The sequence below is a fragment of the Campylobacter sp. MG1 genome, assembly GCF_026616895.1.
Taxonomy (GTDB): Bacteria; Campylobacterota; Campylobacteria; order Campylobacterales; family Campylobacteraceae; genus Campylobacter_E.
The window spans coordinates 1-21333 of sequence record NZ_JANYME010000006.1 but is presented as its reverse complement, the minus strand read 5'-3'; the positions used below and the strand labels follow the sequence as shown (position 1 = coordinate 21333).

Genomic DNA, 21333 nt, shown 5'->3' with positions numbered 1-21333 from the left:
TTATTCTCCTTTTTTCCATTCTGAAATAAATTTTTTAATGTCTTTATTTAACACTTTTAAGTTTGCTGCTTGGTAAAGTAATTTAAGCTCTTTATAAGCTTTTTCCAAATCATCATTTATAATAAAAAAATCATATCTTCCAATAGCTTGAACTTCAGCAGTTGCATTATGAAGTCTTTTAGCAATTACATCAGGATTTTCTGTGCCACGAGAAACAAGGCGTTCTTTTAATACTTTTTCATTCTCAGGACTTATAAAAACTGATAAAAAATCTTTACCTAATTTATCTTTTACTATTCTAAAGCCTTGAACATCTATATCTAAAATAACATTTTTACCATTTTCTAAAGCGTCATAAATTGGTTTTAATGGCGTTCCATAATAATTCCCATGAACATTAGCATATTCTAAAAATTTATCATTTTTAATTCCCTCTTCAAATTCTTCCGTAGTTAAATAAAAATAATTTATACCTTCTTTTTCGCCCACTCTAGGAGCTCTAGTGGTTGCTGATATTGAAAAATAAAAATCATTATAATCTTGCGCTAAACGCTCTAATAGTGTACTTTTGCCCGCACCACTTGGGCCTGATATTAATAAAATTCCTGCCATAATTAATCTTTAAATTTAATATTAATAGATATGTTTATATCTTTTATATAATTTTTGTATTCTTTTGTACCATTCATAACCGCCTCAGTTATTGTTTCAGTTATAGTCTTGCTAGTATTTTTAATATCATTATCTAATGCATTTAATATATCTTTTTCTTTTAAATTAGAAATATCACTCATATTATTAATATTTTCATTTGTACTCATCTCAGTTACATCTATTCCTTCTTCAAATTTTTCATCATCATTTAATAAATCATAATAATCCCTACTTAATTCCTCAAAAGTTTCTGGCATATTATATTTATTTAAATTTTCATCTTTAACATCAATATCTTTATCATCATAATCATATATAGTATTAAAATTCTTATTAACTTCTATACTTTCATTAATCATATTTTTTAATTCTTCTTGCATTTGCTCTAATTCATCAACATTATCATCTATTTTTAAATTTTTTGTCAAACCATTAAATAAATTTATAAAATCTGTAGGTAAAAATGGCTTGTTTATACAAAAAGTTAATTCACTCACTTCATTTTTTTCAAGTAATAAAATAATTTCCTTTGACTTCTCTTTGCACAATTTTATATTATTTTTAAAATCACTATCTAATATTAATACATCACAATAATCTAAACTATCTATATTGTTTATTTCTATATAATTTATTTGTAATTTATTAAAACTTAAAGCAATTAATCTTGAAATAGATGGATTAATATTAAGTAAAACAACTTTCATTAAAAACCTCCTTTAAACAACTCATATAATTATGTAAATAATAATATTAAAATACTACTTATTATTCCATATCTTTATAATATTATCTAATTCATCTATACATTCATCACAAGATTTATAAATAATATGAGAAAATAAAGCTTCATTTATATATTTATTTTTTTCTAAATTAATTAGTATGTTTTTAGATTTTGCAAACCTTAATAAATAATTTATATTAATAACTGCACCACTTGTTCCTATGATAACCACCAAATCATCTTCATTAAGATTATAAAATGTTGAATATAAATCAGTATAAAATGGCGCTTGTTCTCCAAAAAATACTACGCTAGGTTTAATTAATTTACTTTGACATTTTTTGCAATTTCCGAATTCAAATTCTAAATTATCATTCAAACTAAGTTTAGTAATATCATTGCAATTTGTGCAATGTAATTCTAATAATTTTCCGTGCAAGTGAATTACATTTTCACACCCTGCACGCTCTAATAAATCATCAACATTTTGAGTAAAATTAATAATTTCAAAACGCTTTGATATTTCAGCAATTTTTTCGTGCATTTTATTAGGTTTAACTTTTCTTAATTCAAGTCTTCTTTTATTATAAAATTCATGAACTAAATTAAAATTTTTAATCCAAGTTTGATAATTACAAACTATATCTAAATCATATTGTTCCCACAAACCATCATTATCTCTAAAAGTGCTTAAGCCAGATGGTGCACTAAGACCAGCTCCACTTAAAAAAACTAACTTACTCATTATTTATCCTTAAAATATCATCACACATTAAAGCTAAATTTTCATCGTGAGTAATTAAAAACAATGCTGAATTGTTTAATTTAACATAATCAATCAATAATTTCATAGCTATTTTTGCATTTGTTGGGTCAAGATTTCCAGTTGGCTCATCAGCAAAAATAATTTTAGGTTTTTTACAAAGAACTCTAGCAATACTTACTCTTTGTTGCTCTCCGCCACTTAATTCATTAGCTTTTTTATTTAGAATTTCTTTAATACCTAAAAAATTAATTATCTCATCATCTATTTTATTATTTGATAAAACACTTGCTAATTCAATATTTTCATAAGCTGAAAATCCTTTAAAAAGATAATGCTGCTGAAAAATAATTCCAAAATCATTTCTTCTTATTAATAATCTTTCATCTTCGCTAAGTTTATAAATATTCTTATCTTTATAAAAAACTTCCCCGCTATCAGGTGCTAAAAGTGTTGATAAAATATGCAATAATGTAGATTTTCCGCAACCACTTTTGCCTAAAACGGCTAAAGTTTGTTGCGGATTTAAAGTTAAATTTAAATTGTTAAATAAAACGGCATCGTATTTTTTACCAATACCGCTTGCTTTTAACATTAATTACCCATTTGAGCTGCAACTTCTGCTGCGAAATCTTCGTTTTTCTTTTCTAAGCCTTCGCCAACTTCATATTTTATGAAGCTTTCAATTACTAATTCATCTTTTAATTCAGCTGATTTATCAGCAATAACTTGCTCTATAGTTTTCTTATCATCCTTTACATAAAATTGCCCCATTAATGTAAGGCGAGAATCTAAAATTGAGTTATCAGCTATAAATCTTGCCATTTGACCAGGAACAATTTTATCCCAAATTTGCTCTGGTTTATTTTGAGCTTTTAATTCAGCTTTTATATCTTCTTCAGCTTTCTTTAAAACTGCATCAGTAATTTGTAATCTACTTGCAAATTGTGGAATTTTATGAAGTGGCTTTTTAAGGCGAACTAATTCTTCATTTTCTTTTTCAAGTTCAGCACATAAAGCTCTATATTCAGCTTCTACAAATTCCTTATCTAAATCTTTATAACTTAAAACACTTGGTTTCATAGCTGCAATATGCATACAAAGTTGTTTTAAAAATTCTTCAACTTTTGCTTTATTAGCAGCATTATTAAATTTAGCCTTAACGATAACACCTACACGACCATTTGTGTGTAAATAACCACTTAAAGCTTCATTATCATTTGCTTTTAAAGTAGCAAATCTTCTTACAACTAAATTTTCTCCAATAGTTGCGATTTGATTTTTTAGATAATCTTCAAATTTAGCCCCATCAATATTGCTATTTAATAAACTTTCAACATCACAAACTCCACTAACTTGAACTTGCTCAACTGTTTTATTTACTAAATCTATAAATTTATCATTTTTAGCAACGAAGTCAGTTTCTGAATTGATTTCTACTAAACTTGCTAAATTATTTGAAAGTTTAACACCAATTAAACCTTCAGCTGCTAATCTATCAGCTTTTTTAGCAGCTTTACTTAAGCCTTTTTCTCTTAAGTATTCAACTGCTTTTTGCATATCTCCATCACACTCTTTAAGTGCGTTTTTACAATCCATCATTCCAGCACCTGTGCTTTCGCGCAGGTCTTTTACCATAGCTGCTGTAATTTCTGCCATTACATTTCCCCTTCCATCATAGCTTCTTCTAATACTTCTTGTTTTTCATCTTCGCTAACTTCTGCTCTTTCAACTACTTCACCATCTTGTTCTCTTAAAGCTTTACCTTCTAATATAGCTTCGCACATTTCTTGGCAGAATAATTGAACTGAACGAATAGCATCATCATTACCTGGGATAGGAAAATCTACAACATCAGGATCGCAGTTTGTATCAATTGGAGCTACTACTGGGATTTTTAATCTATTTGCTTCTGCAACTGCAATTTTTTCTTTTACTGTGTCAATTACAAAAATCATATCAGGGCGAGTTTTAAGGTCTCTAATACCACCTAGATCATTTAATAATTTTTCTTTTTTACGATTTAGCATTAATGCTTCTTTTTTAGTTAATAAATTAATGCTTCCATCTTCTTGCATACTTTCAATAACTTCAAGTTTTCTAATTGATTGGCGAATAGTTTCAAAGTTTGTCATCATACCGCCTAACCATCTGTGATTTACATATGGCATTCCACATTTAATCGCATATTCTTTTACAGCATCATTTGCTTGTTTTTTAGTTCCAACAAATAAAATTGTTTTACCTTCAGCTGCTGCATCACGAACAATATTGTATGTATATCTAAAATATCTAATTGTTTTTTGTAAATCAATTACATAAATACCTTTTCTCTCACCAAAAATGAATTTTTTCATTTTAGGATTCCAGCGTCTTGTTTGATGCCCAAAATGCACACCACATTCTAATAAATCTCTCATTGTAACCATAGGTTTCTCCTTAAAAATTGTTTTTACCTCCACACCCAAATACAACTAATGTTGCAACAAATAAGGACTGGTGTGTGTGAAATAAGCTGTTATTTTATCCTTTTAAATTTAATAAAAACTTATTAAGATATATTATTTTGATCTTTTAATATAATATTTTCTAAATTTAATATTGAAAAAATATTATAACCATTTTCATAATTATACGATAATTTTAATTTATGGGATTCTAAAATAGTACTTACGACATAAAGACCCAAACCAAAAGAATTTGATATTTTATTCCCTCCTTGAGTAAAAGGCTCTATATAATAATCTAAGCTTTTATCTAATTCTTTACCCTTGTTATAAAACTTAATAATATTAGAAGAGATGGTTACTTTTACACTATTATCATCTGAATACTTAATAGCATTGTCTAATAAATTTTTTATTGCAGTTGTAAATAATTTAAAATCAATTAGTACTATAAAAGAATTACTACTGATTAAACTTATTTTTTCATCACTTAACAATAACATATCTTTTGCTTCATTAAAAACATGATTAATAGAAACTTTTTTAATGTTTTTAGCAACTCCACTAGAAATCTGTTCTACGGCTGCTAATTCATCTATTAACATAGTCATTCTATCAAAAACATTTGTTAATCTTTGCTTAAATTTATTATCCTCTAGCATTTCTACGGTTATACGACCTTTTGTAATAGGTGTTTTTAACTCATGCATAATATTTCTTAAAAAAAATTGTCTAGAAGTATTTAAATTTTGAATTTTTTTAATAGCTTGATAAAATGCTTCTGAAACTTCTGAAATTTCATCATTCCCTAATGATACATTTTCAATATTTTCCAAATCATTATTAGCAAATTTAACTATTTGTCTTTTTAAAGCCCTAATAGGTCTTAATTTTTTAATAACAAAAATATAACTAACAAAAAGAACTAAAATCACTATAAATAAAATAATATTTACACTCATATATCTATATTGATTAAAGCTTTTATCTTCATATAAATATTCTTTGTCATTTGATATTATATATAAATAATTTTTTCCTTTATTAGTTAATATCTTACTAGTACCTAAATTATTGCTATCTTCTGCTAACACTATTGATTCATTTAGTATATTAGAAATTTTATGCTTTTCTATTAATCTTAATTTAAACTGCTCTTTTTTATCGTTAAATTCATTTTCTGATATAGCATTTGATATCTCTTGTAATTTTAAATTTGCTAAATAAGAATATTTAGCATTTAATTCATTTGAGTAGTTTATTTTATCATAATTTATTAGCCAAATAAAAGCTATTCCTATAGTAGTGCTAGCTAATATAAAAATAAAAGTAATTACATAAAAGATACTAGATTTCATTGTGTTAGCTTATAACCAATTCCCCTAATTGCGTGAATATGAGTTGGAGTTTTGCTATCATCACTAATTTTTTGTCTTATTCTAGAAATAATTACATCTATACTTTTATTAGAACTTTCTTCATTAATTGAAGAGCAATTATAAATTAATTCTTCACGACTAACTACCCCGCCCTCTTTTTTAATCAAATAACTTAAAATATCAAATTCTGCATTTGTTAAAACTAATTCTTTACCTTTAAAATAAATAGCGTGTTTAAATTCATCATATTCTAAAGTCTTGTTACTATGCTCGTTTGCACTTATTTGAATTTGCTCGAATCTTCTTAAATGTGATGTAATTCTAGCTTTTAATTCTTTTGGATCATACGGTTTTGGTAAATAATCATCAGCACCTAATTCTAAAGCTTCTACCTTATCATTAATATCACTTCTAGCTGATGAAATTATTATAGGACTAGTATGTTTTTTCCTAATCTCTTTACATACTTCAAGCCCATCCATACCAGGTAATGTTAAATCTAATATAATCAAATCATAAGTATTTAAATTTAACTTAGATAAACCTATATAAGGTTCATCTGCGATATCAACTTTCATATCATATTGTTCTAAATATTCTGCTAAAACTTCAGCTAATTCTAAATCATCTTCAATCATTAAAATTTTAATCATAACTTCCCCTTTATTTAACAATAACCAAATTAGTTAAAGAATTTCTTTCTATCCAAATTTTTAAATATTGTTTATTTTTAAATTTTGATAAAACATTTTTTAATTGACTTATATTTTTTGTCTCAATATTTTCTACTGCTACTATTAAATCACCTTCTTTAATACCTGCTTCATAAGACTTAGATTTTTTTGATACACTTTTTACTAAAACACCTTCATTGTTGTATTTTTTCGCTTGTTCTTTTGTCAAATCACTAAGTATCAATCCTAAAAATTCTTCATCATTTAAACTTATTTTATCAGATGATAATGAAACTTCAACTGAGCTCATTTTACCATCTCTTTCATAACTAATACTTACTTTAGTATTTGGACTTAATGCACCAATATAATTTTTTAAATCAGCCACATTTTTTACTTCCATATTGTCAATTTTAGTAATCAAATCCCCGCGTTTAAGTCCAGCTTTATCAGCAACTGAATCGACTTCTACTTGGGTAATCAAAACCCCAGTTTGATTATTATAGGCCTTCTTTAAATCACCTTTCAACTCGGTTAAATAAACACCTAAATATCCTCTTTCAATCTTGCCTTTTTCTATTAATTGAGTTGCTATATTTTTTACCATATTAGAAGGAATTGCAAAACCTATTCCATTAGCACCACCACTTCTAGTGATTATTGCTGAATTTATACCTATTAAAGCACCACGGCTATCAACTAAAGCACCACCTGAATTACCAGGGTTTATAGCTGCATCAGTTTGTATAAAATTTTCATAAGTATTTAACCCTATATTATTCTTATTTAAAGCTGAAACTATACCACTTGTAATAGTCTCTCCAACGCCAAAAGGATTACCTATAGCAAATACAATATCTCCAACAAGCACTTCATCAGAATTAGCAAATTTAATGGCATTTAATTCTTTCGCATCTATTTTAATAATAGCAATATCAGTTTTATTATCACTACCTATTAAAGTAGCATTGTATTCATTATCATCTATATTTACAATGATTTTTTCAGAATCTTGAACTACATGGCTATTTGTAATAATATAACCGTCACTACTAATAATAACACCTGAACCTAATCTTTTATCTAAAAAATCATCGCCATCTTTAGGGTTTATAAAATCAAAAAAATTCTTAAAAAATGGGTCGTTAAATATACCATTCATTTCATCATAAAATAAATTTTTTGACTTTGATTCTACTAGAATATTAACAACACTTTTTCTACTCTCATTAATAGAATTGTTATAGGATAAAATATAATTAATATCATTTGGGTTTTCACGTTGAGCACTAGGTGCGATATTTAAATTTAATACATTTTTAGATGTAGCACCTAGCTCTAATGCATTTAAAAAACCAACGCATAATAAAGATATAATAACTTTTTTCATATATACACTCCTTCATAAAACCGTTAAGTATAAATAAGCGTAGTAAATGATTAGTTTTTAATTTTTTACAGCACTTCCCAAATCCCACATAGGCATAAAAATACCAAGTGCTAAGAATAAAACCATACCTGCTATAAAAATCATCAAAATAGGTTCAATATAACTTGATAGGTTATCAATTATATTATTAAACCTGTCCTTGTAATAAGCTGTAACTTTTTCTAACATTGAATCTAATTGACCACTGGCTTCACCAGCTTTAATCATTTGAATAAGCATATTTTCATAAAGCTCTGTTTCTTTAAATGCTTCAGTTAAACTAAGCCCTCTAGAAATTGAAATTTTAGTAGCATTTAATTTATTTTTCATAGTAGTATTTGCTATTGTTCTTAAAGCTGTATCAAGTGCATCAGCAATAGGAATACCAGCTCTTACTAATTCTGTGAAAATAAGATTAAATCTACTCATAGTAGCAAATAAAATAATTTTACCTATTAGATATACTCTTAGAGCATATCTATCAACTAACATTTTATAATTATCATTACTTGCATATGCCTTTTTGCTAGCTACTAAAAATACAATTAAACCACCTAAAACATACAAACCATAATTCCTTAAAGTATGTTCTATAAATAACAAGGCTTTAGTAGCTGGTGGCAAATTCGCCCCTAATTGCTCAAAGATTTCTTTAAATTGAGGTACAACGACAAGCATTAATATTGTAAATGCTATAGCAATAGCTGTTATAACTATAATAGGATATCTTAATGCTTTTTTAAATTTTTGCTGATTGTCATATAATTCTTGCAAAATTTCTGCAAGTTTTTTCAAACTTTCCCCTAATTTACCAGTACTTTCGCCAAGTTTTATCATAGCTAGTGTAATATCACCTAGTTCAGCATGAAAAGGCTCTAATGATAAACTTATACTAAGACCAGCATTTAAGTCCTCATAAACTTTAGAAAAAATTTCTTTTACTCTTTTATTAGAACTAGAATCAGCAACTTCCTTAACACTATCATGTATAGATATACCAGCTCCTGCCATAACGCCTAACTGACTAATAGAAGCTATCAAATCCGGTAATTTGATTTTAGGTTTAAAAAAAGATAAATTTTTTACTCTATCAACAATTCCCAAAGATACAGTCTGAACTTCTCCGGCTTTTACTATACGACCTAAATTTCTATTTTTAGCCTGCTCGACAGCACTTGCTTTAGTTTGTGCTGTAAGAGTTAACACTTTTTTTTGTCCTTTACTAATATATTCAACCTGAAACTTTTTCATCTACTACTCTTTCGCAACTCTTAATACTTCGTCCATACTTGTAATCCCTCTTGCAGCTCTTACAACCCCATCATGAAACATATCAACAAAACCTTCTTCATAAGCAACTCTTCTAATATCTTCTTTAGATGCACCCGCTGCAACCATTGATGATATAGTGTCGCTAACTGGTAAAATCTCACTTATCATTTCACGACCTGTATAACCAGTTTGAGAACACTTAGGGCAACCTACAGGCTTATAAAATTTAGGCTCTTCTACCTCACCTAAATATTTTTCAACTTTTGCATACAAACTATCTGGTAATTTAGTAGCTTGTTTACATTCAGGACAAAGCTTTCTTACAAGTCTTTGTGCTTCAATAGCTGTTAATGCACCACTAACCATATAAGGCTCAACCCCCATATCAACTATCCTGGTAACGGCTGAAACTGCGTCATTAGTGTGAAGAGTTGAAAATACTAAGTGTCCTGTAAGCGCTGCTTGAATAGCAATTCTTAAAGTCTCAGCGTCCCTAATCTCACCTATCATTATAATATCAGGGTCTTGTCTTAGAATAGACCTAAGTGCGGCTGCAAATGTCAGCCCTGCTTTTTCATTAACATGCACTTGTTGAATTAAGTTTAGTTGATACTCTACAGGGTCTTCAACCGTGATAATTTTAGTCTCAACGCTTTTCATATCATTAAGAGCAGCATAAAGAGTAGTTGTTTTACCACTTCCCGTTGGACCAGTTACAAGGATAATTCCATAAGGAGCGTGCATTGCTGCTTGAAATCTTTCAAGATTTGTAGGGTGCATTCCAAGATTGCCTAGACTAATTAAAATCTTTGATTTATCAAGTATCCTTAAAACTATACTTTCACCATTTATAATAGGTAATGTTGAAATACGAAAATCATATTCTTTATCCATAACTCTAGCTGAAAATCTGCCATCTTGTGGCTTTCTTTTTTCGGCAATATCCATATTTGATAAAAGTTTCATCCTAGAAACCATCGGTGGATATATATCTTTATCAAAAATAAAAATTTCAGCAAGCATACCGTCAATCCTACCACGAACAATACAATTTGTCTCTGTTGGTTCAATGTGAATATCACTTGAGCGATTCACAATACAAGTTCTAAGGATAACTTCAATTAACTTTAAGATACCTGAACTATCTTGATCTCCACCAACTGTAGCATCTGAACTTAGCTCTTTTCTAATATCAGCAACTATATCTTTTATACTTTCATTTAATTGAATTTTATTTAAATATCTATCAATTTGAGAAGGTAAAGCAACATAATTTTTCACCAATTTTCTATTAAATAAATGCTGAACTCTATCTTGCGTTTCTAAATTAAATGGCTCTTTATATGCTACATATAGATTAATTTCATCTTCTTTAAATGGTAAAAAACCGTAATTTGACAATACCGAATATTGAATTTTTTCCGAAATTTTATAATTAATATCTATAGAATCTAAATCAATATATTCAAATCTTAATTTTTTAGCTAATTTTTCTAAAAAATCTTTATTACTAATCTCAAAATAAATAGCTATATCATCTAAACTTATAGAAGATGCTTTGTATAATTCATATAATACACTATCTAATTCTTCACTACTTAATGTTGATTTAATAAAATTTAATTTTTCCTCTGGACTAACAAAAGATAAAATTTTATCTTTTAATTCAATATTTCTTCTATATACTAAAGTTCCTAACTTTTCTACAAATTCCATTACCAGTACTCTTTTACTTCTTTAATATTATTATTTTCATCAATAACTTTTAAAACCATTTTAGTAAATGGACGTTCCTCTTTTAAGCTAAGCTCATATTTTAAATTATTATAACTAAAAATATATTTATCATTATCTTTTACAAAATTATTAGATATATAATCATCATAAATATCTGATAATATATGATCACACTTAGGCAATTTAATAACACTAATATCCATACCATCAACCAAAGCAGCATGTAAAAGCTTTTTCTTATATAATATAGTAGAATAATAAACAGCATTTATTCTAGCTTCTTTAGAATTTCTTAATTTTATAATTACATCTGATAATTTGTTAATATAGTCTGATTTTAAACAGGCAATAGCATATAAATTTAATAAACCATCATCATTTTTTCTAATAGCTAAATTATATATAGATGAATTACATACCTTCTCATATTTTCCATCTTCAATAGCTTTATTTACACTATCTAAACTAAATGCAAAACAATTTATACTAATAAATATAATAAACAATTTTTTCATATTTCATCTTTCCTAATATCATCTAATAATTTTCTTATTATATTTGAATCCTTTGTATTTAAATAAGAATTTAAAGCGCTAATAGCTTGTTCTTTATATCCGAGTTTATAACTTGACTTAGCAAAAATTATCCAACTTTTTTCATTATTATAATCTTTTTTATTAGCAGTTAAAGCCCACTTTCTAGCATTCATATAATCTAATTTATTGTAATAAATTTCAGCAATTTCCAAAGCAAAATATATGCTATTTGTTTCATTATATTTAATTAATAAATACTCCAAATTATCAATATTACTAACTTTTTCAACAACATTTTTAGAGATATTTGATATAACAATATTACCATTATCAATTGGAGATGAATTAATTACCTGATTTTTATTTTCGCTAAATACAAATGTTGAATTTTTAGCATCTATATTTTGTATTGTAAGTGAAGGCATTTTAGTATCGTTACTTTTTATATTTTTAACATCATTTAAATCATTATTAACAGATACATTATTTTCAATAATATTTGTTTCATAAGTATTTTCAGTATTTTTTTCTTTATTCTTTTTTAAAATTTTATTTTTTTCAAGTTCTACTTTCTTATCATTAACTATATGCTTAATTTCTTGATTGCTCTTTTGAATATTTTGCTGTAATTCACTTGCACCCTTGTTATAAAAATAATAAACAAGCAATAAAATTAAACAAATAGCTAAAATAACAACAATAAAATAAATGATATTTCTTTTCTTTTTATTATGTTTTTCTTTATAATCGTGCCATTTTTTTTCTAATTCTATTATCTCATGTAAATTAAGCATCTAACAAACCTTTATCAAGTGCTGCCATTTCTAAAACTTTTTCATTTACTTTAGGATTATTAAATTCACTAAATCTTTCTTGTTCGTAAAACTCATAAATTTCAAATGCCTTATATAAAAGCATATTAACAGTTCTTAAATTACCCTTAGTTACATTATAAATAAATTTATAATTTTTATTATTAAAAAAACCCTTATCTAACCCATTTTTTAAAGTTTCTAATTTTTTATCAATATAAGTTTTTATTTCGTCTTCGCTAGATTCACTAAGTTCAATACTTTCCCAAATCCTAGTAGTAAAATGACCTTGTGCTAAAATATCCTCACCAGCTATTGTTTTATGAACGGTAAATAAGAATTTAAACATTCTAGTATCTGAAAGTAATCTAATTTTTTCTATTAAAATATCAGGATACATTTGTGCTTCATCAAGCATTACCATATATCCATCGTATTTTAATTCTTCAGGTGTTTGAGTAACTTTATCTTTAAAAATTCTTAAAAAATCTTCGTATTTTTCAATCTCTACATATTCATTAAAAATTTTTCTATGCAATTCTGTGTAAAATCCTGATTCTGAATAAAATGGCTGTTCTAATAATATAATCTTTTTATTTTTTTCTTTTAAATCTTTTTCTATTTTATTTAATAAAAAAGTCTTACCACAACCTGGCTTTCCATAAAATAATATCAATTTAAGTGGTTTTTCTAATGAAGTTATAATTTTATGATAGGCAATCTTAGACTTATCTAAATTGATAAATCTAAGACTTTCTAAATTATCTATAAACAATTCCTTAGCCAATGTATATTTGTTCACAAATATCCCTTATTTTGAATTATTTACTGAATCAAATTCTTCTTGTTTTTCTTTAAATACATTTTTAGTAGCATCAGGTTTTAACTCATCTTTATAATCAAGTGCTAAAGAATATCCTAAATCCTCTAAAGATTTTTTAACTTCTTTTTTATCTTGTGTAAAATCAACTATATGTGGAGTTATTACAAATACCAACTCTGATTTATCTTTGCTTTTTTTCTTACTACCAAATAATTTACCTACAAATGGGATATCTTGTAAAACTGGGATACCATTTTTTGAAAATCCTTCTGAATCAGTTATAAGACCACCTAAAACTATAGTTTCACCATCTCTTACTTGAACAACTGTTGATAATTTTTTCTGTCTTGTATCAGGTGCAACTTCCCTATAACTTTTGCCACTATTATTAATGCTAGCATCTTCAGAGCGTAATAATTCACTAATACTTGGGTTAATTCTTAACATAATCTTATTATCATCTGATATTTCAGGTAAGATATTTAATAAAATACCTACGAAAATTGATTTTTCTTCTTCACCATCGTTTGTTGTGCCACTATCAGTTGTAGTGCTACCACTTTGAATTTTGTAATTATACGTATTACCAACTGTGATTAATGCTTGCTGATTATTTAATGCCGCTACTTTAGGACTTGAAACAACCTTAACATCTCCACTTTCTTTTAAGAAGTTAATCATACCTGTCATATTTAGACCCATATTTAAAGATACATTTTCTTTGCCAAACCATCTTCCATCATGAGATTTTCCAACTTGAAAACCTGTATAATTTGCAGTCTTATCCTTTGGACTACCAATACCAAGCGAAATTGTAGGCAAGTAACTTCCATTACCAGTAAATTGTAATGGATCTCCTATAGTAGAACCAGCTGTACTAAAACCTAAATTAAATTGTGTCCAATCTATACCTGTTTTATGAGATTTATTAAGGCTTACTTCTATAATTGAAACATCAATTACTACTTGTTTTTTGAGTGATTCTTGAACCTGACTTAAATAAGCCTCTATTCTATTTAAAATCTCTTGGTTAGCTGTAACTGTAATTAAACCAGCATTAGAATTTATAGTAGGTTGAGTTGATGGGATACTCATACCTGAACCTTGTATGATATCTGAAATTTCTTTACCTATATTTTTCCAAAAATCAAATTCCTCTTTAGTCTCGATCATATTATCGCTATCTGAACTTGAGCTTGAACTTGAACTTGAACTACTACTATCACTACTACTTGATGATTGAGATTCAACATTTGCCTTAGTAACCGCACTACCTTTACGAATAGATGTAATATAATCTAATTTAAAAGTTTTTGTTTGCAAACCTTGTATTCTTAAAACATTATCAGCAAAATAATAATCCAAACCTTGCTCTTTGATAAGTAAATCAAAAATATTATTTATATGCATATTCTTTATATTAATACCATCTTGTCTAACGCCTAAAGAATTTTTTGCATAAGAATCTTTATACACAACACTAAAATTACAAATATTTGATAATTGATTTATTATTTCACCAGCCGATGTATCCTCTTTAACTTTTATATCAAAAGCTTTTTGAGTACAGTCCGATGCGTTTAAAGATGAAGCTAATAATAAACTTGCACTTAAAGATAAAATTACTTTATTTAACTTTGATTTTAACATTCTTCATATCCTTTAAATTTAATTCTATATAATTATTTGAATTTGATATTCCTACTTTTTCTTTATTAACTGAAACTACTTTATAACCATTACTAATTTCTTCACCTATACCACACCATTTTTGATTTATCTTAGCCCTTTTATCAACGATAGCAAATAAACTAAATGTTATAGTATCTTGTTCTTGATCCTTATCTTGATAAAATGGGTTATTTACACTAGATATTTCACTAGATTCTATGGTTGTTCTAATTTGAATAAGCTCTTTAACTTTATCATCTAACTCAGCTCTATTCATGGCATTTGCTAACTGCAAACAAACTAAGACTAACAATAACTTTTTCATTAATATTTAATCCCCCATATTGATATTTTAATATCTGCTTTTATCGAATTTTTATTGATAGGGTTAGTTTCTTGCTTTTGATTAGATGAATTATTGTTATAAGAATTGTTTTCATCTTTATTTTCACCATCTTTATAAATTGATAAGTAACTAACATCAACAACATCAACTGATTGCTCTAATTTATTTACAAAATGTAAAATATCTTGAAATTTTCCATCTAAATTAAATACAACATTAAAAACTTCTTCAACATTTTGAGTATTTAAATCATTTATACTACTCTTTACATCGTATAAATTTACCTTATAAGTCTTTGATAAATCATTTATTTTAGCCATAAATTCAGACCAGTTCTTTTGATTGTAAAGCAATTTAGATGCTTCTCTTAATTTATTGTCAAAATAGTTATTATCATCAATTACGCTATCTCTATTTTTTTCAGTATCTTGTAATTTAAGAGTTAGTTTTTTAATCGTATCATTAATCCTGTGAGTTTCTATAAAGCCATCTACTTCATTGAGTCTATTTGTTACTTCTTGTAATTTTACCCTGCTTTCTTCTAAATTCTCTTGTGTAGATTCATAGGTATAATCATATATTAAGTATCCAATAAGAACAGCAACTAATAAGATAGTCATATAAAACGCATTTGTATTAGGTTGTTTTTCATAATAATTATCTATTTTATCAAATATACTAACTTGTTTCATTTCAATACCCTTATTACAATATTACTTTCATATTCTTTTAATTTATTGTTTTTATCCAAAATACTTATCAAAACTTCTTTAGATTCTATTATATAATTATCATTATTACCTATTTCTTTAAGAAAAGATGTCATGCCAGTAGAACTACCTTTTAGTAATAAACTGATTCTATCTTTATCTATTTCTAACTTAGTAACCTTTATATTAGTAGAATTTAAAATATTTCCAATATCAACGAAAACCTTTGCTTTAGATAAATAATTAACTTTTTTATTATAAATATTATCAAGTAGTCTATATCTATAATCCCTTTTATTTTTCTCGTCACTTACCTCTTGCTCAACACCAGCTATTTTTTCATTTAATGCCTTAATCTCACTATCAACTTTTTTATATACACCTTCTTTTTCAGGTAAAGACTCTACTATCTTATCAATTTCTTGTGTAATAAAAAAATTAGTGATGACATTATAAAGAGGATAAATACTAGACAACACGGCAACAACTAATACTGACAATAATAATTTACCTGAATATCTTTGTAAAAACGGTGGTGGTCTTAAATAAGGAGAGATATTAAATATATCACTAGGTAATTTTAATTGCTCGTTACCTCTTAATAGACACAATAATACAAAAGGATTGATTTTTAACTCTGGGCTATCTTTTTCAGGCATATTAGTAAAATCAGAGTTATTATTGTTCTCTACTATAAAATTTTTAACATTTTTAAATAAATCATATCTTATTTTATGAATATTGATAAATTCACCAACAACACAACTATCTTGATTAGATTCAATAACATTTTCTAATAACTTATCTAATTTATTCTCTTCAGGACTATTAAAACATCCAAAGAATACTTCTACTTTTTGTAAGAAATTTTGACTAAAACCAATATCAGTTCCTACAAAAACTTTAGTTATTTGCTCGCTATCCCTAGATAAGCCTCTTAATATTAATTCTAAATTTGAACCAACAAATCTAAAATAATTGCAAAAAATAGTATTTAAAGATACTCTTTTAATATTATCAGGATTATCAAAACCATATTTATTTAAATCCGATATGAAAATATGTTCTGGAATTCTTTCTCCTAAATCTCTAACATATTCTCCATAAACTTTATCTATGCTAATCATATTTAAAATTTTATAATTAACAAGTTCTCCATCCTTATAAACAGTAAGAGTAGTATAAGTTTTATGAAAATATATAAATACTTGAATACCGGCACTATCAATCAATTTATTAGAATAATAATTTTGATATAGCAAAGGTTCCATATCAATATAATCAATATATTGCATTTTATTAGCTACATCTTTAAATTCACTGTCTATTTTCTCATCTTCTACAACAAAAACATTATAAACAGTATTAATACCGACACTAGCATTAGATATACTATATGATATTTTATATCCTTTTTCAATATCTAATCCTAAAATTTCATAAGCTTTATTAGTAATTATGCTAACCTCGTCATCCTTACTATCATTTGGAATCTCAACTGAAGCGTACATAACATTATCGCCACGCATATAACTTAAGTTATACGATGAATTACTTTTTTCTTTGACAGTAATTTCACTAAGTATATTGTCCGATAGTTTATAAAGCTTTTTAGAACTAGGCTCTAAAACTACAATATCCCTTTTTTTCACCGCTTTAGACATCTAAACACCTTTTAATGATTTGACATAATACCGATTTTTTTCAAAAATCTCTCGTCATCATACCATTTTTTTTGAACTTTTGCAACCAACTTTAAGTTAATTTTTAATAAAAAAACTTCAGCAATTCTTTTCCTAGCAACTATTCCAATACGCTTAATTGTATTAGCATTTCGACCAATTAGCATTGCTTTATGATTTTCTGAATCTGTAATAATATCGGCATAAATAGTTAAAAAATTATCTTTTTCTATAATTTTATTAATTAACACTTCACAACAATATGGCAATTCATCACTTAAATTTTGGTAAATGCTTTCTATTATTAATTCTTTAATAACATCTTTAGTTGTTTTATCAGTGCTAAATTCTGGGTCAAAAAAATATGGGTGTTCTGGTAAATACTTTACCATCTCATCTAATAATTTATTTTTATAGAATTTATTTTTTGATGAATAAGGAATGATATTAGGAACAATATCTAATTTATTAAATTCTTCTAATTTATCCAATAATTTTTTAGGTTCAACCAAATCAACTTTGTTTATAACTACAATATGCTCAACCTTTGGCTTTAAATCTAAAAATTTTTTATATTCATCTAAACTATCAAAAATACTCATAACGAATACAATCAAATCACACTCATCTAAGCTCTTTTTAGCAGCTTCTATTAATAGTTGATTGAAATTCTTATTGCTTTCGTGTAGGCCTGGAGTATCTATTAATATTATTTGATTTTCATCGTGCATTATTACCACATTCATTTTTCTTCTTGTGGCATTTTCTTTATGTGATACTAGGCAAATATTTTCGCCTAGTAAAGAATTAATCATTGTGCTTTTACCGGCATTTGTTCTGCCGATTACACTTACAAAACCGCTTTTCATAAAATATATCTTGCTATATCTTGATTTTCTATAATAGAGCCTAATTTATCATCAACTAATTTTGTATCTATTACACAATCTTTATCTTTGTATTTATCACACTCATAAGAAATATCTTCTACTAATTTTTCAATAACAGTATGTAAGCGTCTAGCACCTATATCTTCCATACTTTCATTTGCTTGTGCTGCTATTTTTGCAATTTTTTTAATAGCATCATCTTCAAACACTAAATTAACTCCTTCAGTTTCTAAAAGTGCTTTATATTGTTTTAAAAGTGAGTTTTTAGGTCTTGTTAAAATCTCATACAATTCATCAGCACCCAAGCTATCAAGCTCAACTCTTAGTGGAAATCTACCTTGTAATTCAGGGATTAAATCACTTGGCTTACTTAAATGAAATGCACCTGCTGCAATAAATAATATATGATCAGTTTTTACATTACCTAATTTAGTATTTACTACACTACCTTCTACGATAGGTAACAAATCTCTTTGAACACCTTCTTTGCTAGGGTCTTGTCTACTTGAATTACCCGAGCTTACCGCAACTTTATCTATCTCGTCAATAAAGATTATTCCTTCATTTTGAACTCTTTTTAAGGCTTCATCTTTAATACTTTCATTATCTAAAACACTATCTGTTAATTCAGTTTCTAAAACTTTTCTAGCGTCTTTAATTTTTAACTCTTTTTTTACTTTTTTATCAGCAATACCAATCACTTTTACCATCTCTTGCATACTTGCAAGTTCTGGTGGTAGATTTGGATTTGTCTCAAGTGAGCGTTGGGTTACATAAATTTCTATAACCTTATCTTCAAATTCTTTATTTCTTAGACGCTCTTTCATCTTTTCTAAGCTAGTTTCATACTCTGCTTGTTTTTCTTCACTAACACCTTTTGGTAATGGCGGTAATAATTTTTCTAAAATTTTATTTTCTATTAGTTCGGCTAATCTTGATTTGTTTTTTTCTAAATGTTCATTTTTTACTAAAGTTAAAGCCGCATTAGCTAAATCTCTTACCATACTTTCTACATCACGACCAACAAAACCAACTTCAGTATATTTACTAGCTTCTACTTTAATAAAAGGTAAGCCCATTAATTTAGCAATTCTTCTTGCAATTTCTGTTTTACCCACACCTGTGCTTCCTATCATTAAAATATTTTTAGGAACAACATCATCTTGCATACTTTCTTCAAGCTTTAATCTTCTATATCTATTTCTTAAAGCAATAGCAATTACCTTTTTAGCTTTTTCTTGACCTATTACATATTCATCTAAAAATTCAACAATTTCTTTAGGTAACATCTGCATTCTTAATCCCTTAATTCATAAGTAGTTATATTTGTGTTTGTATAAATACAAATCTCTCCTGCAATTTTAAGACTTTCTTTAACTAAAGTTAATTCATCTAAATTCGCATGATTATGCAATGCTCTTGCAGCACTAAGTGCGTATGCTCCACCACTTCCAATAGCACAAATGCACTCATCTTGTGGCACAACTACATCGCCTGTCCCGCTTAATAAAAAGATTTGTTTTCTGTTTAAAACTATCATCATAGCTTCAAGTTTTCTTAAGTATTTATCTTTTCTCCACTCTTTTGAAAACTCAATAACAGCTCTTTCTAAATCTCCTTTTTTACTCTCAAGCATTTTTTCAAACATATCAAATAAAGTAAAAGCATCAGCAGTGCTTCCTGCAAAACCTGCTAATACTTTTCCTTCATAAAGCTTTCTAAGTTTTACTGCATTACCCTTTAAAACCGTATTTCCAAAAGTAACTTGCCCGTCACCACCAATTACTGAAGCATCTTTTCCTTTATAAGCTAAAATCGTAGTAGCGTGAAACATTAAGCACCTTTTACCACTACTACAAATTCAGCAACAATGCCATGACCTAATTTTGCACTCACTTTATACTCACCTTCTGCTTTAATAGCATAATCTTGAATACTTTTTTTATCAAGTTCAAGGTTAAATTGCTCTTTAATAGCGTGTGAAATTTCATCTTTTGTAACTCCACCAAATAATGCTCCATTAGCACCTAATTGTTTTTTAATAATAACTTTTTTATCAGCTAAACTATCTTTTAATTTATTCATTAATTCAAGTTCATATCTGTCTTGCTCTTCTTTTTTCTTTAAATCACTTGCGTGTTTTCTAAGCACTTCTGTGCTAGCAACTTTTGCAAAACCTTTACCGATTAAGAAATTTTGACCATAACCATCTTTTACTTCTTTAACTTCTCCGGCTTTACCTAAGCCTTTTACATCTTTAATTAATAAAACTTTCATAATTTCTCCTTTTTGTAATATTATTGATTGTAATAAAAAAAGTATATCCCATATAACATATTTTCTAATTATTACAAATTCAAAAAACGATTATAGTATAAAATAAAACAAAAAACAACTAAATAAATTAATAATGAATATTTTTAATATAAAATTTATAAAAAACCACACTTAAAAATAAAAACTTACAAAAAATAAATAAAGGATAATAAATGATAATCTGGTGGGCCTAACAAGACTTGAACTTGTGACCTCACCCTTATCAGGGGTGCACTCTAACCAGCTGAGCTATAGGCCCTTAAGAAGTAGAATTATTGTTATCTTATTTCATTTCAACCTTTGATATCCAAACAAGCTCTCAAGAGCTCTTGAAATATTTATTACTCTTTAGTGTGAGTTAAAGAGTATGTACTCTAGAAAGGAGGTGATCCAACCGCAGGTTCTCCTACGGTTACCTTGTTACGACTTCACCCCAGTCGCTGATTTTGCTGTGGGCGGTAACTA

Annotated in this window: 22 protein-coding genes, 1 tRNA gene and 1 rRNA gene; all 24 read right to left on the bottom strand. The window is 27.0% G+C overall.

The window, feature by feature from the left end; all coding sequences use genetic code 11:
* Nucleotides 1–612: a guanylate kinase gene (gene gmk, locus NY022_RS06015; protein WP_267524417.1), complete on the bottom strand. Its 612-nt coding sequence runs from the start codon at nucleotides 610–612 to the stop codon at nucleotides 1–3.
* A gap of 2 nt (nucleotides 613–614) precedes the next feature.
* On the bottom strand, nucleotides 615–1361 hold the full coding sequence (locus tag NY022_RS06010) for a hypothetical protein (protein WP_267524416.1): 747 nt from the start codon (nucleotides 1359–1361) through the stop codon (nucleotides 615–617).
* Between the two features lie 54 nt (nucleotides 1362–1415).
* Nucleotides 1416–2126 carry an SIR2 family NAD-dependent protein deacylase gene (locus NY022_RS06005; protein WP_267524413.1) on the bottom strand — a complete coding sequence of 237 codons (711 nt, stop codon included), beginning with the start codon at nucleotides 2124–2126 and terminating at the stop codon, nucleotides 1416–1418.
* The gene (locus tag NY022_RS06000) at nucleotides 2119–2739 is read right to left on the bottom strand and encodes an ABC transporter ATP-binding protein (RefSeq protein ID WP_214120152.1); all 621 of its coding nucleotides are present in this window, start codon (nucleotides 2737–2739) and stop codon (nucleotides 2119–2121) included. The genes NY022_RS06005 and NY022_RS06000 overlap by 8 nt, the downstream gene beginning before the upstream one ends.
* Nucleotides 2739–3803: a translation elongation factor Ts gene (tsf, locus tag NY022_RS05995; RefSeq protein ID WP_267524410.1), complete on the bottom strand. Its 1065-nt coding sequence runs from the start codon at nucleotides 3801–3803 to the stop codon at nucleotides 2739–2741. The genes NY022_RS06000 and tsf overlap by 1 nt, the downstream gene beginning before the upstream one ends.
* Nucleotides 3803–4573 carry a 30S ribosomal protein S2 gene (rpsB, locus tag NY022_RS05990; RefSeq protein ID WP_267524408.1) on the bottom strand — a complete coding sequence of 257 codons (771 nt, stop codon included), beginning with the start codon at nucleotides 4571–4573 and terminating at the stop codon, nucleotides 3803–3805. Before rpsB ends, tsf begins: the two co-directional genes overlap by 1 nt.
* Nucleotides 4574–4695: 122 nt before the next feature.
* A complete protein-coding gene (locus NY022_RS05985) occupies nucleotides 4696–5949 on the bottom strand; it encodes an ArsS family sensor histidine kinase (protein WP_267524406.1) in 1254 nt (417 codons plus the stop codon).
* Entirely contained in the window at nucleotides 5946–6623 is a 678-nt protein-coding gene (locus tag NY022_RS05980) for a response regulator transcription factor (RefSeq protein ID WP_267524404.1), read from the bottom strand. The genes NY022_RS05985 and NY022_RS05980 overlap by 4 nt, the downstream gene beginning before the upstream one ends.
* Before the next feature lie 10 nt (nucleotides 6624–6633).
* The gene (locus NY022_RS05975; RefSeq protein WP_267524402.1) at nucleotides 6634–8034 is read right to left on the bottom strand and encodes a Do family serine endopeptidase; all 1401 of its coding nucleotides are present in this window, start codon (nucleotides 8032–8034) and stop codon (nucleotides 6634–6636) included.
* A 57-nt stretch (nucleotides 8035–8091) separates the two neighbouring features.
* On the bottom strand, nucleotides 8092–9324 hold the full coding sequence (locus NY022_RS05970) for a type II secretion system F family protein (RefSeq protein ID WP_267524401.1): 1233 nt from the start codon (nucleotides 9322–9324) through the stop codon (nucleotides 8092–8094).
* 3 nt (nucleotides 9325–9327) lie between these two features.
* The gene (locus NY022_RS05965; protein ID WP_267524399.1) at nucleotides 9328–11061 is read right to left on the bottom strand and encodes a GspE/PulE family protein; all 1734 of its coding nucleotides are present in this window, start codon (nucleotides 11059–11061) and stop codon (nucleotides 9328–9330) included.
* Complete coding sequence (locus NY022_RS05960; RefSeq protein ID WP_267524397.1) at nucleotides 11061–11597, bottom strand: hypothetical protein; 537 nt, start codon at nucleotides 11595–11597, stop codon at nucleotides 11061–11063. Before NY022_RS05960 ends, NY022_RS05965 begins: the two co-directional genes overlap by 1 nt.
* Nucleotides 11594–12412: a hypothetical protein gene (locus NY022_RS05955; protein ID WP_267524394.1), complete on the bottom strand. Its 819-nt coding sequence runs from the start codon at nucleotides 12410–12412 to the stop codon at nucleotides 11594–11596. The genes NY022_RS05960 and NY022_RS05955 overlap by 4 nt, the downstream gene beginning before the upstream one ends.
* Nucleotides 12405–13232, bottom strand: coding sequence for an ATP-binding protein (locus NY022_RS05950; RefSeq protein WP_267524392.1), 828 nt, complete (start codon nucleotides 13230–13232; stop codon nucleotides 12405–12407). The genes NY022_RS05955 and NY022_RS05950 overlap by 8 nt, the downstream gene beginning before the upstream one ends.
* 9 nt (nucleotides 13233–13241) lie before the next feature.
* Nucleotides 13242–14903 (bottom strand): pilus (MSHA type) biogenesis protein MshL, encoded by a 1662-nt coding sequence (gene mshL / locus NY022_RS05945; protein ID WP_267524389.1) that lies wholly within the window; start codon nucleotides 14901–14903, stop codon nucleotides 13242–13244.
* Nucleotides 14881–15249: a hypothetical protein gene (locus tag NY022_RS05940; RefSeq protein ID WP_267524388.1), complete on the bottom strand. Its 369-nt coding sequence runs from the start codon at nucleotides 15247–15249 to the stop codon at nucleotides 14881–14883. Before NY022_RS05940 ends, mshL begins: the two co-directional genes overlap by 23 nt.
* Nucleotides 15249–15962: a hypothetical protein gene (locus NY022_RS05935; RefSeq protein WP_267524386.1), complete on the bottom strand. Its 714-nt coding sequence runs from the start codon at nucleotides 15960–15962 to the stop codon at nucleotides 15249–15251. Before NY022_RS05935 ends, NY022_RS05940 begins: the two co-directional genes overlap by 1 nt.
* Complete coding sequence (locus NY022_RS05930; RefSeq protein ID WP_267524384.1) at nucleotides 15959–17644, bottom strand: hypothetical protein; 1686 nt, start codon at nucleotides 17642–17644, stop codon at nucleotides 15959–15961. The genes NY022_RS05935 and NY022_RS05930 overlap by 4 nt, the downstream gene beginning before the upstream one ends.
* Nucleotides 17645–17655: 11 nt before the next feature.
* A complete protein-coding gene (gene era, locus NY022_RS05925; protein ID WP_267524383.1) occupies nucleotides 17656–18531 on the bottom strand; it encodes a GTPase Era in 876 nt (291 codons plus the stop codon).
* Complete coding sequence (gene hslU / locus NY022_RS05920) at nucleotides 18528–19847, bottom strand: HslU--HslV peptidase ATPase subunit (RefSeq protein WP_214150108.1); 1320 nt, start codon at nucleotides 19845–19847, stop codon at nucleotides 18528–18530. The genes era and hslU overlap by 4 nt, the downstream gene beginning before the upstream one ends.
* Before the next feature lie 2 nt (nucleotides 19848–19849).
* Nucleotides 19850–20386 (bottom strand): ATP-dependent protease subunit HslV, encoded by a 537-nt coding sequence (hslV, locus tag NY022_RS05915; protein ID WP_214115754.1) that lies wholly within the window; start codon nucleotides 20384–20386, stop codon nucleotides 19850–19852.
* Entirely contained in the window at nucleotides 20386–20829 is a 444-nt protein-coding gene (rplI, locus tag NY022_RS05910) for a 50S ribosomal protein L9 (RefSeq protein WP_214120108.1), read from the bottom strand. The genes hslV and rplI overlap by 1 nt, the downstream gene beginning before the upstream one ends.
* Nucleotides 20830–21050: 221 nt before the next feature.
* Nucleotides 21051–21127: transfer RNA gene (locus NY022_RS05905), tRNA-Ile, on the bottom strand.
* Nucleotides 21128–21246: 119 nt separating this feature from the next.
* Nucleotides 21247–21333 (bottom strand): 16S ribosomal RNA (locus NY022_RS05900); the annotation flags it as partial.